Source organism: Xanthomonas sp. CFBP 8445 (assembly GCF_025666235.1).
GTDB classification, from domain to species: domain Bacteria; phylum Pseudomonadota; class Gammaproteobacteria; order Xanthomonadales; family Xanthomonadaceae; genus Xanthomonas_A; species Xanthomonas_A indica.
The window spans coordinates 734,502-750,096 of sequence record NZ_CP102594.1 but is presented as its reverse complement, the minus strand read 5'-3'; the positions used below and the strand labels follow the sequence as shown (position 1 = coordinate 750,096).

The 15,595-nt window shown below is 68.7% G+C and carries 11 protein-coding genes and 1 other RNA gene; 5 read left to right on the top strand and 7 right to left on the bottom strand.

The window, feature by feature from the left end:
* Positions 1-125 precede the first annotated feature (125 nt).
* Positions 126-3,353 carry an efflux RND transporter permease subunit gene (locus NUG21_RS03305; RefSeq protein ID WP_160945596.1) on the top strand — a complete coding sequence of 1,076 codons (3,228 nt, stop codon included), beginning with the start codon at positions 126-128 and terminating at the stop codon, positions 3,351-3,353.
* 172 nt (positions 3,354-3,525) lie between these two features.
* Positions 3,526-6,648 (top strand): efflux RND transporter permease subunit, encoded by a 3,123-nt coding sequence (locus tag NUG21_RS03300; protein WP_263392274.1) that lies wholly within the window; start codon positions 3,526-3,528, stop codon positions 6,646-6,648.
* A 124-nt stretch (positions 6,649-6,772) separates the two neighbouring features.
* Here the strand turns inward: NUG21_RS03300 and NUG21_RS03295 are convergent, their stop codons facing one another.
* A complete protein-coding gene (locus NUG21_RS03295) occupies positions 6,773-7,453 on the bottom strand; it encodes a lectin (protein ID WP_263392273.1) in 681 nt (226 codons plus the stop codon).
* 225 nt (positions 7,454-7,678) lie between these two features.
* On the opposite strand from NUG21_RS03295, the gene NUG21_RS03290 reads away from it, so the two are divergent.
* Positions 7,679-8,185, top strand: a complete 507-nt coding sequence (locus NUG21_RS03290) for a hypothetical protein (RefSeq protein WP_263392272.1) — start codon at positions 7,679-7,681, stop codon at positions 8,183-8,185.
* An 81-nt stretch (positions 8,186-8,266) separates the two neighbouring features.
* Here the strand turns inward: NUG21_RS03290 and hmgA are convergent, their stop codons facing one another.
* The 3 genes from hmgA to hppD all read right to left on the bottom strand — a co-directional run bounded on the left by hmgA (position 8,267) and on the right by hppD (position 11,188).
* Positions 8,267-9,568, bottom strand: a complete 1,302-nt coding sequence (gene hmgA, locus NUG21_RS03285) for a homogentisate 1,2-dioxygenase (protein ID WP_263392271.1) — start codon at positions 9,566-9,568, stop codon at positions 8,267-8,269.
* Positions 9,565-9,978, bottom strand: a complete 414-nt coding sequence (locus NUG21_RS03280) for an endonuclease domain-containing protein (RefSeq protein WP_263392270.1) — start codon at positions 9,976-9,978, stop codon at positions 9,565-9,567. The genes hmgA and NUG21_RS03280 overlap by 4 nt, the downstream gene beginning before the upstream one ends.
* A 142-nt stretch (positions 9,979-10,120) precedes the next feature.
* A complete protein-coding gene (gene hppD / locus NUG21_RS03275; RefSeq protein WP_019796374.1) occupies positions 10,121-11,188 on the bottom strand; it encodes a 4-hydroxyphenylpyruvate dioxygenase in 1,068 nt (355 codons plus the stop codon).
* Between the two features lie 180 nt (positions 11,189-11,368).
* On the opposite strand from hppD, the gene NUG21_RS03270 reads away from it, so the two are divergent.
* On the top strand, positions 11,369-11,851 hold the full coding sequence (locus NUG21_RS03270; RefSeq protein WP_160945602.1) for a MarR family winged helix-turn-helix transcriptional regulator: 483 nt from the start codon (positions 11,369-11,371) through the stop codon (positions 11,849-11,851).
* Between the two features lie 128 nt (positions 11,852-11,979).
* On the opposite strand, the gene NUG21_RS03265 is transcribed toward NUG21_RS03270, so the two are convergent.
* From NUG21_RS03265 to NUG21_RS03255, 3 genes are all read right to left on the bottom strand, one after another.
* Positions 11,980-12,579, bottom strand: coding sequence for a thioredoxin fold domain-containing protein (locus NUG21_RS03265; protein WP_242081868.1), 600 nt, complete (start codon positions 12,577-12,579; stop codon positions 11,980-11,982).
* A 10-nt stretch (positions 12,580-12,589) separates the two neighbouring features.
* Positions 12,590-14,113 (bottom strand): peptide MFS transporter, encoded by a 1,524-nt coding sequence (locus NUG21_RS03260; protein ID WP_160945604.1) that lies wholly within the window; start codon positions 14,111-14,113, stop codon positions 12,590-12,592.
* Positions 14,114-14,393: 280 nt separating this feature from the next.
* Positions 14,394-15,305: a tryptophan 2,3-dioxygenase gene (locus NUG21_RS03255; protein WP_263392269.1), complete on the bottom strand. Its 912-nt coding sequence runs from the start codon at positions 15,303-15,305 to the stop codon at positions 14,394-14,396.
* 193 nt (positions 15,306-15,498) lie between these two features.
* Between NUG21_RS03255 and NUG21_RS03250 the strand changes: the two genes are divergently transcribed.
* A non-coding RNA gene (locus NUG21_RS03250) (sX9 sRNA) lies at positions 15,499-15,574 on the top strand.
* Positions 15,575-15,595 lie beyond the last annotated feature (21 nt).

Sequence of the window (15,595 nt, the reverse complement as noted above, 5' to 3'; positions counted from 1 at the left end):
GCCTGCAGGCGGCGTCGCCATGCCGCGCCGCGATCGCGGCGCGGGGCCACGGCCGCCGCTGATTCCGCCGTCTTTCCCGGCGCCGGCACCGCCGCGCCGGACTCTCACCAGCAAGGATCTTCCCCGTGGGCTTTTCGACGATCTTCATCCGCCGCCCGATCGCCACCACCTTGCTGATGGCAGGCGTGCTGCTGCTCGGCATCCTCGGCTACCGGCAGCTGCCGGTGTCGGCGCTGCCGGAAATCGACGCGCCCAGCCTGGTGGTGACCACGCAATATCCCGGCGCCAACGCCAGCACCATGGCCTCGCTGGTGACCACGCCGCTGGAGCGGCAGCTCGGGCAGATCTCCGGGCTGCAGATGATGACCTCCGACTCGTCGGCCGGCCTGTCCACGATCGTGCTGCAATTCGCGATGGACCGCGACATCGACATCGCCGCGCAGGACGTGCAGGCGGCGATTCGCCAGTCCACCCTGCCCTCCTCGCTGCCCTACCAGCCGGTCTACAACCGGGTGAACCCGGCCGACGCGGCGATCCTCACCCTCAAGCTCAGCTCCGACACGCTGCCGCTGCGCGACGTCAACAACTACGCCGACTCGATCCTGGCCCAGCGCCTGTCGCAGGTACCGGGCGTGGGCCTGGTGTCGATCGCCGGCAACGTGCGCCCGGCGGTGCGCATCCAGGTCAATCCGGCGCAGCTGTCGAACATGGGCCTGACCATGGAGGCGCTGCGCAGCGCGCTGACCCAGACCAACGTCAACGCGCCGAAGGGCTCGCTCAACGGCAAGACCCAGTCCTACAGCATCGGCACCAACGACCAGCTGTCCAGCGCCGCCGAGTACCGCGACACCGTCATCAGCTACAAGAACGGCGCGCCGGTGCGGCTGTCGGACGTGGCCAAGGTGGTGGACGGGGTGGAGAACGACCAGCTCGCCGCCTGGGCCGACGGCAAGCCGGCGGTGCTGCTGGAAGTGCGCCGCCAGCCCGGTGCCAACATCGTGCAGACGGTGGAGCAGATCCGCGCGATCCTGCCGCAGCTGCAGGGCGTGTTGCCGGCGGGCGTGCACCTGGACGTGTTCTCCGACCGCACCGAGACCATCCGCGCCTCGGTGCACGAGGTCAAGTTCACCCTGATCCTGACCATCGGCCTGGTGGTGGCGGTGATCTTCGTGTTCCTGCGCCGGTTGTGGGCCACGGTGATCCCGTCGGTGGCGGTGCCGCTGTCGCTGGCCGGCACCTTCGCGGTGATGGCCTTCGCCGGCATGTCGCTGGACAACCTGTCGCTGATGGCGCTGGTGGTGGCCACCGGTTTCGTGGTCGACGATGCGATCGTGATGATCGAGAACATCGTGCGCTACATCGAACAGGGCAAGAGCGGCCGCGAGGCCGCGGAGATCGGCGCACGCCAGATCGGCTTCACCGTGCTGTCGCTGACCGTGTCGCTGGTGGCGGTGTTCCTGCCGCTGATCCTGATGCCCGGCGTCACCGGCCGCCTGTTCCACGAGTTCGCCTGGGTGCTGAGCATCGCGGTGGTGATCTCGATGCTGGTGTCGCTGACGCTCACGCCGATGATGTGCGCCTACCTGCTCAAGCCCGACGCGCTGCCCGAGGGCGAGGACGCGCACGAGCGCGCGGCGGCGGCCGGCAAGACCACGCTGTGGTCGCGCACCGTGGGGCTGTACGAACGCAGCCTGGACTGGGTGCTGGGCCACCAGAAGCTGACCCTGCTGGTGGCGCTGGCGACCATGGTGCTGACCGTGCTGCTGTACGTGGTGATCCCCAAGGGCCTGCTGCCCGAGCAGGACACCGGGCTGATCACCGGCGTGGTCCAGGCCGACCAGAACGTGGCGTTCCCGCAGATGGAGCAGCGCACCCAAGCGGTGGCCGAGGCGCTGCGCCGCGACCCGGCGGTGACCGGCGTGGCCGCCTTCATCGGCGCCGGCTCGATGAACCCCACGCTCAACCAGGGCCAGCTCAGCATCGTGCTGAAGCCGCGCAGCGACCGCGACAGCCTGGAAGACCTGCTGCCGCGGCTGCAGAAAGCGGTGGCCGGGCTACCCGGTGTGGCGCTGTACCTGAAGCCGGTGCAGGACGTGACCCTGGATACCCGCGTGGCCGCCACCGAGTACCAGTACTCGCTCTCGGACGTGGACAGCACCGAACTGGCGACCCAGGCCACGCGCCTGACCGAGGCGCTGCGCAAGCGCCCGGAACTGGCCGACGTGGACAACAACCTGGCCAACCAGGGCCGCGCGCTGGAACTGCGCGTGGACCGCGACAAGGCCAGCGCCCTCGGCGTGCCGATGCAGACCATCGACGACACGCTGTACGACGCGTTCGGCCAGCGCCAGATCTCCACCATCTTCACCCAGCTCAACCAGTACCGCGTGGTGCTGGAAGTGGCGCCGGAGTTCCGCACCAGCACCGCGCTGCTGAACCAATTGGCGGTGGCCAGCAACGGCAGCGGCGCGCTGACCGCCAGCAACGCCACCAGCTTCGGCCAGACCACCTCCAGCAACTCGTCCACCGCCACCGGCATCGGCGCGCAGAACACCGGCATCACCGTCGGCAGCGGCGGCACCGTGCCCTTGGCGGCGGTGGCCGAGGCCAAGCAGTCGACCACGCCGCTGGTGGTCAGCCACCAGCAGCAGTTGCCGGCGGTGACGGTGTCGTTCAACCTGGCGCCGGGCTATTCGCTGTCGCAGGCGGTGGCGGCGATCGAGGAGACCCGCGCCCAGCTGCAGTTGCCGCCGCAGCTGCATGCCGAGTTCATCGGCAAGGCCGCCGAATTCACCGGCAGCCAGACCGACGTGGTGTGGCTGCTGCTGGCCTCGGTGGTGCTGATCTACATCGTGCTGGGCGTGCTCTACGAGAGCTACATCCATCCGCTGACGATCATCTCCACCCTGCCGCCGGCCGGCGTCGGCGCGCTGCTGGCGCTGATGCTGTGCGGGCTGAGCCTGTCGGTGGACGGCATCGTCGGCATCGTGCTGCTGATCGGCATCGTCAAGAAGAACGCGATCATGATGATCGACTTCGCGATCGACGCGCGCCGCGAGGGCGCCAGCGCCCACGACGCGATCCGCCGCGCCTGCCTGCTGCGCTTCCGCCCGATCATGATGACCACCGCCGCGGCGATGCTCGGCGCGCTGCCGCTGGCGCTGGGCGACGGCATCGGCTCGGAGCTGCGCCGGCCGCTGGGCATCTCCATCGTCGGCGGCCTGCTGCTGTCGCAGTTGGTCACCCTGTACACCACGCCGGTGATCTACCTGTACATGGAACGCGCCTCCGAGCGTGTGCGGACCTGGCGCGAGCGGCGCGCGGCGCGGGTGTCAATGGAGCGGCCGGCATGAGGGGCTTGAGAAGCCGGGACCCGGAACCCGGGACCCGGGACCCGCAAAGCGGGCTCCGCGCGCACCTGCAAAACAGCCATACCTCCGCGCTTGCCACTGAACAACAAAGCGACCAATTCGCACGGGTCCCGTGTCCCGAGTCCCGGGTCCCGGCTCTCCTGGTCCCGGCCCCATGAACATCTCCGCGCCCTTCATCCGCCGTCCCATCGGCACCGCGCTGCTGGCCATCGGCCTGTTCGTGATCGGCATGATGTGCTACCTGCGCCTGGGCGTGGCGGCGCTGCCGAACATCTCGATCCCGGTGATCTTCGTGCAGGCCAGCCAGGCCGGCGCCGACGCCGCGACCATGGCGTCCACGGTCACCGCGCCGCTGGAACGGCACCTGGGCCAGGTGCCCGGCATCGACACCATGCGTTCCTCCAGTTCGGAGGGGAACAGCCAGGTGTTCATGGTGTTCCAGAGCAACCGCAACATCGACTCGGCGGCACAGGACGTGGAGAGCGCGATCAACGCCGCGCAGGCCGACCTGCCCTCCGGCCTGGCCACGCCGCGCTACCAGAAGGCCAATCCCAACGACGACCCGGTCATCGCCATTGCCCTGACCTCGGACACGCAATCGGCCGACGAGCTGTACAACGTCGCCGATTCGCTGCTGGCGCAGCGCCTGCGCCAGATCAGCGGCGTGTCCTCGGTGGACATCGGCGGCGCCTCCACCCCGGCGGTGCGGGTGGACGTGAACCTGCGCGCGCTCAATGCCATGGGCCTGACCCCGGACGACCTGCGCAATGCGGTGCGCGCGGCCAACGTCACCTCGCCCACCGGCTTCCTCAGCGACGGCACCACCACCACCGCCATCGTCGCCAACGACGCGGTGGCCAAGGCCGCCGACTTCGGCCAGGTGGTGATCAGCCAGCAGCAGGGCCGCACGGTGCGCCTGCGCGACATCGCCAACGTCTACGACGGCCAGCAGGACGCCTACCAGGCGGCCTGGTTCGGCGGCAAGCCGGCGGTGGTGATGTACGTGTTCACCCGTGCCGGCGCCAACATCGTGGAGACGGTGGACCGGGTCAAGGCCGAGATCCCGATGCTGCGCACCTACCTGCAGCCGGGCACCAGGATGACGGCGTACTTCGACCGCACCCCGACCATCCGCGCCTCGCTCAACGAGGTGCAGGCCACGCTGATGATCAGCCTGGCGATGGTGGTGCTGACCATGGCGCTGTTCTTGCGCCGGCTGGCGCCCACGCTGATCGCCGCGGCCACCGTGCCGCTGTCGCTGGCCGGCGCGGCGCTGGCGATGCACGTGATGGGCTTCACCCTCAACAACCTGAGCCTGCTGGCGCTGGTGATCGCGATCGGCTTCGTCGTCGACGATGCGATCGTGGTCATCGAGAACATCATGCGCCACCTCGACGAAGGCATGTCGCGGCTGGATGCGGCGCTGGCCGGTGCGCGCGAGATCGGCTTCACCATCGTCTCGATCACCGCCTCGCTGGTGGCGGTGTTCATTCCGATCCTGTTCGCCAGCGGCATGATCGGGGTGTTCTTCCGCGAGTTCACCGTCACCCTGGTGGCGGCGATCTGCGTCTCGGCGGTGGTCTCGCTCACGCTCACCCCGGCGCTGTGCAGCCGCTTCCTGTCCGCGCACGCCGAGCCGGAACGCCCCGGCCGCTTCGGCGCCTGGCTGGAGCGCATGCACGAACGCATGCTGCGCGTGTACACCGTGGCCCTGGACTTCTCGTTGCGCCACGCGCTGCTGCTGGCACTGACTCCGCTGCTGCTGATCGTGGCCACGGTGTTCCTGGCCGGCGCGGTCAAGAAGGGCTCGTTCCCGGCGCAGGACACCGGCCTGATCTGGGGACGCGCCACCTCCAGCGCCACCGTGTCCTTCGCCGACATGGTCAGCCGCCAGCGCCGCATCACCGACATGCTGATGTCCGACCCGGCGGTGAAGATCGTCGGCGCGCGCCTGGGCAGCAGCCGCCAGGGCTCCAGCGCCAGCTTCAACATCGAACTCAAGCGCCGCGACGAAGGCCGCACCGACACCACCGCCGAGGTCCTGGCGCGGCTCAGCGCCAAGGCCGACCGCTACCCCGACCTGCAGCTGCGCCTGCGCGCGATCCAGGACCTGCCCAGCGACGGCGGCGGCGGCACCAGCCAGGGCGCGCAGTACCGCGTCTCGCTGCAGGGCAACGACAACGCGCAGCTGCAGGAGTGGCTGCCGAAACTGCAGGCCGCGCTGAAGCAGAACCCCAAGCTGCGCGATGTCGGCACCGACGTGGACAACGCCGGCCTGCGCCAGAACATCGTCATCGACCGCGCTCTGGCCGCGCGCCTGGGCGTGTCGATCGGCGCCATCGACGGCGCGCTGTACGGCGCGTTCGGCCAGCGCCAGATCTCCACCATCTACTCCGACCTCAACCAGTACAGCGTGGTGGTCAACGCGCTGCCGGACCAGACCGCCACGCCGGCGGCGCTGAACCGCATCTACGTGCCCACCCGCAACGGCACGATGATCCCGCTGACCGCGGTCGCCCACCAGGTGCCGGGCCTGGCGCCGTCGCAGATCACCCACATGAACCAGTACACGACCATGGACCTGAGCTACAACCTGGCCCCTGGCGTGAGCACCGGCGAGGGCGATGCGATCATCGCCGCCACCGTGGCCGGGCTGCGCATGCCCGGCGACATCCGCATCGCCGACGGCGGCGGCTTCGGCGTGCAGCTGCAGCCGAACTCGATGCTGGTGCTGGTGCTGGCCGCGATCGTGGTGGTCTACATCGTGCTGGGCATGCTCTACGAGAGCCTGGTGCACCCGGTGACCATCCTCTCCACGCTGCCGGCCGCCGGCATGGGCGCGCTGCTGGCGCTGTGGGTCACCGGTACCGAACTGTCGGTGATCTCGATGATCGCACTGGTGCTGCTGATCGGCATCGTCAAGAAGAACGCGATCATGATGATCGACTTCGCCCTGGTCGCCGAACGCGAGCACGGCAAGACCCCGCTGGAGGCCGCGCGCGAGGCCTGCATCGTGCGCTTCCGCCCGATCATGATGACCACGATGGTGGCGATCCTGGCCGCGGTGCCGCTGGCCGTGGGCCTGGGCGAAGGCTCGGAACTGCGCCGCCCGCTCGGCATCGCGATGATCGGCGGCCTGCTGATCTCGCAGAGCCTGACCCTGCTCAGCACCCCGGCGCTGTACGTGATCTTCTCCTGCCTGCGCGAACGCTGGTACGCCCGCCGCGCACGCCGGCGCGAGCGGCGGCAGCTTGCTGCGGCAGGGATTCGGCATTAGGGATTCGGGATTCGCAAAAGCGGGCATCCGTACGGCGTTAGGGCTGGCGTGATCCGCTGTGCCTCAAGCGCTCGATAGCGCCGCTTTTACGAATCCCCAATCCCGACTCCCCAATCCCCGCCCTTCAGCCACAACCCTCCACGTAATCCACCTGCGGCGGCAGGCCGACGCGCCAGGCGACGGCCTTGCCGGCGGCGTCGGTCTCGAACACCAGCACGCCGGGCTGGCCGGACTCGCCGCGCACGCGCAGCACCTTCGCGCCTTCGACGTACTTGTGCGGCTGTTCCTCCAGCCGGCCGGCATACAGCGCGCGCAGTTGCGCCAGGTCCATGCCGACCTTGCCGCCGCCGGGCGCGGTTTCCTTGGCGGTGCGCACGTCGTAACGCACCAGCGCGTCGTCTTCGACCATCAGGCCGAACTGGCGGTTGCCCTTGGCCCAGCGCGGACGCAGCACGTAGCAGCTGCTGCCGGCGCTGGGCTGGCCGTCGAGTTCGCCGCCCCAGGCCGCACGTGCCTGCGCCGCGCTCATGCCCAGGCGCAGGTCGCCGTAGCCGTCGATGCGCGCCAGTTGCCGGTCGCCCGCCGCCAGCTCCGGCGGCAACGCCGAGGCCGGGGCCTGTGCGGGCGGCACGTCGCCGTCGGGCTGGTCGATCTCCGGCGGCGGCAAGGCCCCATCGTCGGCCGCGGCGGCGGGAGCGGCGGGCGCCGATGGCGCAGGAGGCGCGGCCGGCGGCGATGGCGGCTGCCGGTCGCAGGCGGCGAGCGCGAGCAGCAATACCGCCACGCCTGGTTGAATCGGCTTCATCGCAGTTCCTCGCTGGACCAGCGCATAGGCTAGCGTGCATGCCCTCGCACTGCACGGCACGGTGGCGGCGACGCGCCGCCTAGCACGCGCGGCGGCGCACGGCGGACCAGCGCTCGACCGCGCCGATGGCAAGGCGGCTGTCGACACGGACATGCCAGCGCATCGCGCCTGTCATCGGCATTTCACCGCGCTGCGCGACGCTGCGCGCCTACCGACCCCGCCGCCATGCACCCGCGCAAGACCGCCCTCGCCCTTGCGGCACTGCAATCGCACGATGCGCCGCTGGACATGCGCCAGCGACGCGTGCTGATCCTGGCCGACGGCCAGCGCAGTGTCGAGGAACTGACCACGCTGGGCGGCCGCGGTGCCGATGCGATCGTGCAGGGCCTGCTGCAGCAGGGCTACCTGGACGATGGCCGCAGCAGCGCCGCCACGCCGGTGGCGACAAGCGCGCCGCCATCATCGACGGAGCCGCGGCGCGCGTTGCTCAATGCGCGCATGTATCTGCTGGACCTGCTGCAACTGCAGCGGCATCCGGCCTCGCCGGCACTGCAGCAGCAATTGCGCGCCGCGCGCGAGGAACAGGACACCCTGTGCGCGATCGCGCTGGCGCTGCGCACGATGCCGGAGATGACCTCCGAGCGCTACGCGCAGCGCATCCGCGAGCGCGTGCTGGAGATCCTGCCGGCATCGCTGCACGGCGCGCTGACCGCGGCGGCGGAGGCCGCCTGAGCGCAGCGGCCGCATCCGCGGCAGCAGCAGACTCGGCAGTGGCCTGAGCAGCCTGAACAGCGCAGCTGCGCCGACGCCCGCTCAGGGCACGCGGAACTGCCGGCGCAGGCCCTGCCAGCACTGCTGGTAGTCGCGCTGACGATGCGCGGCATCCAGCGCCTGCGCGGTCGGGCGCAGCACCGCGCGCGTCTCGAACATGAAGGCCATGGTGTCGGCGATGACGTCCGGCCGCGACAGATCGGCCTGCGAGGCCTTGTCGAAGGTGGCCGCGTCCGGGCCGTGCCCGCTCATGCAGTTGTGCAGCGACGCGCCGCCCGGGGCGAAGCCGTCGGCCTTGGCATCGTAGACGCCGTGCACCAGGCCCATGAACTCGCTGGCCACGTTGCGGTGGAACCACGGCGGCCGGAAGGTGTGCTGCGCCACCAGCCAGCGCGGCGGAAAGATCGCGAAATCCATGTTGGCGGTGCCGGGCGTATCGCTGGGCGCGGTCAGCACGGTGAAGATGCTCGGATCGGGATGGTCGAAGCTGATCGAGCCGATGGTGTTGAAACGGCGCAGGTCGTACTTGTACGGGGCGTAGTTGCCGTGCCAGGCGACCACGTCCAGCGGCGAATGCCCGATCGACGCGCGCCACAGATGGCCCTGGAACTTGGCGATCAGTTCGAAGTCGCCCTCGCCTTCCTCGTAGGCGGCCACCGGGGTCAGGAAGTCGCGCGGGTTGGCCAGGCCGTTGGCGCCGATCGGCCCCAGGTCCGGCAACCGCAGCAGGCCGCCGAAGTTCTCGCACACGTATCCGCGCGCAGGGCCGTCGGGCAGCTCGACGCGGAAGCGCACGCCACGCGGGATCACCGCGATCTCTTGCGGCGCCAGCTCCAGCGTGCCCAGCTCGGTGCACAGGCGCAGCCGGCCGAGCTGCGGCACGATCAACAGTTCCGCATCCGCATCGTAGAAGAAGCGGCCCTGCATCGAGACGTTGGCCGCGTACAGGTGCACCGCCACGCCATGCTGGGCCTCGGCCGAGCCGTTGCCGGCCATCGCATACAGACCATCGACGAAGTCCACCGGCGCCTCCGGCAGCGGCAACGGGCTCCAGCGCAACTGATCCGGCGGCACCGGGCCGCGCTGGAAATCGTTGTGGAACGCGGCCGCGCGGTCGTAGGCGACGAAGCCGCCATGCACCACCGCCGGGCGGATGCGGTACAGCCAACTGCGCCGGTTGACGCCACGCGGCGCGGTGAACGCGGTGCCCGACAATTGCTCGGCATACAGCCCGTGGGCGACGCGCTGCGGCGAGTTCTGCCCGATCGGCAACGCACCGGGCACCGCCTCGGTGGCGAATTCGTTGCCGAAGCCGGACATGTAGCCGTTGGGTTGGATGTTCATGACGAGGGCTCTTCTGCTTGAAGCCCCTCTCCCACCGGGAGAGGGGTTGGGGTGAGGGTAAGACCGCCGGCGACCGCGACGATGTGCGCAAGTACCGCATCCGGCCGCTTCAGCACATCGTTGTTCCAGAAACGTAGTACCCGCATCCCTCGCGATTGGAGGTAGCGCGTACGCACCGCATCGACGGCGAGCGTGTGCTGAGAACCATCCAGTTCGATCACCATCGCTCTCGCGTCGCAATAGAAATCCACTACATACGGCGGCAGCGGATGCTGCCTGCGGAATTTCAATCCCAACAAACGCCCGCTGCGCAGGTGGGACCAGAGCAGGCGCTCCGCATCGGTCATGCCAGTGCGCAGATCACGCGCGTGCTCCAATGTCGTGGTGGGCAAGGGCGGCTTGGACGTCATTGCACAAGCCTGCCCTCACCCCAACCCCTCTCCCGGAGGGAGAGGGGCTAGAACGGCTGTCGGAAGTCTCCGCGATGCGCTGTCAGCATCCGCCGGCTTCGAGCACCTTGGCCGTCAGCCCCCCGCTCGCCGCCTTCCGCCCTCAGAGCACGCCGCGCTTCATCTGATCGCGCTCGATGCTCTCGAACAGCGCCTTGAAGTTGCCTTCGCCGAAGCCTTCGTTGCCCTTGCGCTGGATGATCTCGAAGAAGATCGGGCCGATGCAGTTCTGGGTGAAGATCTGCAGCAGCTTGCGCTGCTTGGTCTCCGGGTCGGCGTCGATCAGGATCTTGTTGCGCGCCAGCCGCGGCACGTCCTCGCCGTGGTTGGGAATGCGCTGGTCGATCACCTCGAAATAGGTGTCCGGCGTGTCCAGGAACGCGACGCCGGCCGCGCGCATGCGTTCGACGGTCTCGTAGATGTCGTCGGTGAAGCAGGCGATGTGCTGGATGCCTTCGCCGCGGTAGGCGTCCAGGTACTCGTTGATCTGGCTCTTGGGATCGGACGATTCGTTGAGCGGGATGCGCACCACGCCGTCCGGCGCGGTCATCGCCTTGGACACCAGCCCGGTCTTGGCGCCCTTGATGTCGAAGTAGCGGATCTCGCGGAAGTTGAACAGGCGCTCGTAGTAATCCGACCAGCGCTGCATGTTGCCGAAATACAGGTTGTGGGTCAGGTGGTCGATGAAGGTCAGGCCGAACCCGGCCGGATGCTGCTCGGCGCCGGGCACCGGCTCGAAATCTGCATACACCGAGCCCTTCTCGCCATACCGGTCGACCAGGTACAGCATGCAGTCGCCGATGCCCTTGACCACCGGCGCCTGCACCGCGCGGGTGTCGGCCTTGTCGGCGATGGCTTCGCCGCCGTTCTCCAGCACCTTGGCGAAGACCTCGTCGGCCGGGTGCCGGAAGCGGATCGCGAAACCGCAGGCGCAGGGGCCGTGCGCGGCGGCGAAATCGGCGGCGAAGGAATCCGGTTCCTCGTTGACCAGGAAATTGACCCCGCCCTGGCGGTACACGGTGATCGCGCGCTGGCGATGGCGCAGCACCGCCGTAAAGCCCATGCTGCGGAAGTACGCATGCAACTGCTCGCCCTGCCCGGCCGGCGCGGCGAATTCCACGAACTCGAAACCGTCGATACCCATCGGGTTCTCGAAGGTGGTGACCTGCATGCCGAGGTTGGCAGGCTGCGACGGATGTTGCGGTTGTGCACTCATGACGCGTCTCCTGGAGGACGGGGTGCGGCGGCCGGGCCGAAATTTCGGGTGCGGACGGACGCCAGACTCGCGAGAATGGCCGTAGTATCCTCCGTTGTAGTTACAAGTGAAACCACCAGCAAGGTGCAATGCAGCATGACGATCGCCACGCCCGCCCCGACGCCCGAGCCGCCCTCCCTGGATCTGGAACGGTTCCTGCCGTACCGGATCAGCGTGCTGTCCAACCGCATCAGCAGCAACATCGCCCGCGTCTACGGCGAGCGCTACGGCATGGCGGTGACCGAATGGCGGGTGATGGCGGTGCTGGCGCTGTATCCGGGCCTGTCGGCCGGCGAGGTCTCCGAGCGCACCGCGATGGACAAGGTGGCGGTGAGCCGGGCGGTGGCGCGGCAGCTGGAGCGCGGGTTCATCCAGCGCGAGACCCATGGCGACGACCGCCGCCGCTCGGTGCTGCACCTGACCCCGGCCGGGGTGGAGGTGTACCAGGTGGTGGCGCCGATGGTGCTGGAGTGCGAACGGCGCCTGCTGGCCCCCTTCAGCGAGGACGAGCAGCGGCTGCTGAACCGGCTGATCGACCGCCTGGCGGCCGAGGGCCTGCCGAGCATGACCGGGCGCTGAGGCGCCGGTGCCCCGCAAAGCGGGGCCTTATAAACACCGTAGGAGCGGCTTCAGCCGCGACCGGGCGTTCCCAGTAACGCGCCGTCGCGGCTGAAGCCGCTCCTACGAAAAAAACCAGGCGCCGCGGCTCAGGGCTTGGGCGGCGCCCACTGCTTGAGGAAGTCCGAGAACTTCTTGCGATCGTAGCCCTTGCCCTTCTGCAGGTCGCCGACCACCTGCGAATGCAGCAGCTTGCCGTCGGCGTCGAGCACCAGCAGGTGCGGGAAGTCGACGATCTTCGGGTACTGCGCCATGAACGCCTCGTTCTTGTTGGCGTCGCTGACGTTGACCTTGACCCAGACGAAGTTCCCATCGCGGAAGCTGCGCAGTTCCGCATCGCCCTCGATGAAGGTGTCCAGGGTGTGGCACCAGTCGCACGCCTCGTTGCCCACGTCGAGCAGGATGCGCTTGCCGCCGCGCTTGGCCTCGACCATGGCGGTCTCCAGGTCGTCGGCCGGGTTGCGCTGCGGGTCGAACTGCGCGCCCAGCGCCTTGGCCGCGGCGATGTCGGCGGCCGCCGGGGTATTGCCCGAGGCCACCGGCTGGTTCGGATCGGCCACCGGCGGCTTCTGCACCGAGGTATCCAGCGGCTTGGCCGGCGCCTGCGCTTCAGGCGGCGCCGTCTGGCTGCAACCGCCCAGGGCCAGCACCGCCGCCAGGGCGGCGCACATCGTCTTGTTCATCGTCATTGGCACGTCCTCACTTCACACCATGCATCAGCTTGCTGATCAGCGGCGCGATCAGGAACAGCACCACGCCGGCGCCCAGCAACGCCCAGAAGCCGAAGGTATACCCGCCCAGCGCGGAAGCCACGGTCATGCCGCCTTCGCCGCTGACATGGCTGGCGAAGATGCCGGACAGGTTGTTGCCGATGCCGGTGGACAGGAACCAGCCGCCCATGCCGAAGCCGACCAGGCGCACCGGCGCCAGCTTGGTCACCATCGACAGCCCGATCGGCGACAGGCACAGCTCACCCACCGACTGGATGACGTAGACCATGAACAGCGTCCAGAACGGGATCTTGCCGGCGTCGTTGACCAGGCTCGACAGCGCGAACATCAGCAGCAGGAAGGCCAGGCCGTTGAACATCAGGCCCAGCGCGAACTTGCGCGAGATCGACGGATTGAAGCGGCCGGCCTTGACCCAGATCCAGGCGATGACCGGCGCCAGGGTGATGATCGCCAGCGAGTTGACCGACTGGAACCACGCGGTCGGGAAGGTCCAGTCGCCGAACTGGCGGTTGACGATCTCGTCGGCGAGGAAGGTGAAGGAACTGCCGGCCTGTTCGAAGAACATCCAGAACAGCACGTTGAAGGCGAAGATGATCAGCATCGCGATGACCTTGTCGCGCGCCACCTTGCCGTTGCGGATGCCCTCCACCAGCAGCATGATCGCCAGCGCCACGAACATGGTGCTGAGGATCCACTGCAGCACTTCGGCGCCGGCGGCCAGCGCCAGGTACACCGCCGGGATCGCCACCAGCATGCCCAGCAGCACATAGATCACGCGCATGTTGCCTGCGCCGCCCGGCAACGGCGCGCCGATGCCCTTGAGCTGGCGGCGGCCGAACCAGAACCACACCAGGCTGATCAGCATGCCGAAGCCCGACGCGATGAACACCATCTTGTAGGACGGCATCGCTTCGGTGCCGAACACCTTCTCGGCCAGCTGCTGGGTCAGCCACGGCGCGATCATCGCGCCCAGATTGATGCCCATGTAGAAGATGGTGAACCCGCTGTCGCGGCGCGGATCGGCGGCGCTGTACAGCTTGCCGACCATGGTCGAGATGTTGGGCTTGAACAGGCCGTTGCCGACCACCACGGTGGCCAGGCCCAGCTCGAAGATCTGCGGGTTGGGCACGGAGATCAGGAACAGGCCGGTGGACATGACCGCGGCGCCGACCAGGATCGAGCGCTGGTAGCCGAGCACCCGGTCGGCGATATAGCCGCCGAAGATCGCCGCCGCGTACACCAGCGCCAGGTACGCGCCGTAGGTGGCGCTGGCCGAGGCCTGGCCCGTGCCCTGGCCGCCATGGAACTGCGCCACGATGTACAGCACCAGCGCCCAGCGAATGCCGTAGAACGCGAAGCGCTCCCAGAACTCGGTCATGAACAGCATCCACAGCGGGCGCGGATGGCCCAGCAGGGTCTTGAATTCGGGCGGTTGCGCTGACGGCGGCTGCGGTGAGGCGGGGTGGTTCGACGCGACGACGTCAACGCTCATGCGGTGTTCCCTTGCGTATTCAGATGGGCTGGGGCGGTGCGTCCGGCCAGGCCGGGCAACGCGCGAGGATCACCGAGGGACGGCGTGGCGTCAAATGCGTGGACGGGCCGGGACTCGGGACCCGGGGCCCGGGACCCGGAAAAGCGGGACCTCAAGCACCAGGGATTCCGGGCAAGAAGGCGATGTGCGCATGCGGTAAGCCCGCGTCCACGCGGAAGACGAACGCCTCCGATAACAACGCAGCGCAGCAAGGCCGAGCGGTGCCTGCCAGCGCGCTCCGCTACGGCGCTTGCGACGCCCCACCCGGGTCCCGGGGCCCGAGTCCCGGGTCCCGGCTTTCCAGCCCCACCGAGGTCCGCACCTCGAACAGTTCCGGGAAGAAGGTCAGCGCCAGCGCCTGCTGCAGGAAGCCGACGCCGCTGGAGCCGCCGGTGCCGCGCTTGAAGCCGATCACCCGCATCACCGTGCGCATGTGGCGGAAGCGCCACAGCTGGAACTGGGTCTCCAGGTCCACCAGGTCCTCGCACAGCGCATATTCGCGCCAGTAGCGGTCGGTGTTCTCGTAGATGCGCTCGAACACCGGGCGCAGCAGCGGGTCGCTGACGTGCGGCTGGCGCCAGTCGCGGGCGCGGTACGGCGCCGGCACCGCGTGGCCGAAGCGGGCCAGGTAGCGCAGGAACTCCTCGTACAGGCTGGGCGCCTCCAGCACCGCCTGCAGCGCCGCCTGGCCCTGCGGGTCGTGGTCGAACACCGGCAGCATCTGCGCGTTCTTGTTGCCGAGCATGAATTCGATGGTGCGGTACTGCAGCGACTGGAACCCGGAGGACGGACCCAGCACGTCGCGAAACCCCATGTACTCCGACGGGGTCAGGGTCTCCAGCACCGACCACTGCTCGGTCAGCAGGCGCAGCACCTGCTTGCTGCGCGCCAGCACCTTGCGGCACTGCCACACCTCGTCGCGCTGCAGGTGCGCGATCGCCGCGCCCAGTTCGTGCGCCAGCAGCTTCAGCCACAGCTCGGAGGTCTGGTGCTGGACGATGAACAGCAGTTCGTCGTGGTGCGGCGGATTGGACAGCGGCTGCTGCGCCGACAGCAGCCGGTCCAGGCGCAGGTAGCCGCCATAGGTCAGTCGGCCTTCCAGGTCGGTATGGATGCCGGCTTCGAGCGGGCGCTGGTTCTGTTCGACGGGCATGGGCGGCGTGGGCGTTCCGGGCCGGCAAGGGTACCGCAGCGACGAATGTCACACATTGGTCAGCGCAGCTTGTCAAACTCCGGCACAATCGTCGGCGGCGCCTGGGGGGCGTCGTCGGTTCATCTGCGTAAGAGCGGCTAACAGAACGACTGCGCAGCCACCAGGCGTGGCGCGGACGGTGCTCGGAATCCTCGTGTACCACTCGTACACTGCGGTTCCTCCGCGCCGTCCGCACCCACCTGGCGACTGCTCGCGACGTTTCGTTAGCCACTCTTCGTCCACGTCTTCAA

What these genes read in the sequence shown, in the direction of transcription:
- NUG21_RS03300 (WP_263392274.1), top strand. Translation starts at nt 3,526, where the DNA reads ATGAACATCTCCGCGCCCTTCATCCGCCGTCCCATCGGCACCGCGCTG.
- NUG21_RS03295 (WP_263392273.1), bottom strand. Translation starts at nt 7,453, where the DNA reads ATGAAGCCGATTCAACCAGGCGTGGCGGTATTGCTGCTCGCGCTCGCC.
- NUG21_RS03290 (WP_263392272.1), top strand. Translation starts at nt 7,679, where the DNA reads ATGCACCCGCGCAAGACCGCCCTCGCCCTTGCGGCACTGCAATCGCAC.
- hmgA (WP_263392271.1), bottom strand. Translation starts at nt 9,568, where the DNA reads ATGAACATCCAACCCAACGGCTACATGTCCGGCTTCGGCAACGAATTC.
- NUG21_RS03280 (WP_263392270.1), bottom strand. Translation starts at nt 9,978, where the DNA reads ATGACGTCCAAGCCGCCCTTGCCCACCACGACATTGGAGCACGCGCGT.
- hppD (WP_019796374.1), bottom strand. Translation starts at nt 11,188, where the DNA reads ATGCAGGTCACCACCTTCGAGAACCCGATGGGTATCGACGGTTTCGAG.
- NUG21_RS03270 (WP_160945602.1), top strand. Translation starts at nt 11,369, where the DNA reads ATGACGATCGCCACGCCCGCCCCGACGCCCGAGCCGCCCTCCCTGGAT.
- NUG21_RS03265 (WP_242081868.1), bottom strand. Translation starts at nt 12,579, where the DNA reads ATGACGATGAACAAGACGATGTGCGCCGCCCTGGCGGCGGTGCTGGCC.
- NUG21_RS03260 (WP_160945604.1), bottom strand. Translation starts at nt 14,113, where the DNA reads ATGAGCGTTGACGTCGTCGCGTCGAACCACCCCGCCTCACCGCAGCCG.
- NUG21_RS03255 (WP_263392269.1), bottom strand. Translation starts at nt 15,305, where the DNA reads ATGCCCGTCGAACAGAACCAGCGCCCGCTCGAAGCCGGCATCCATACC.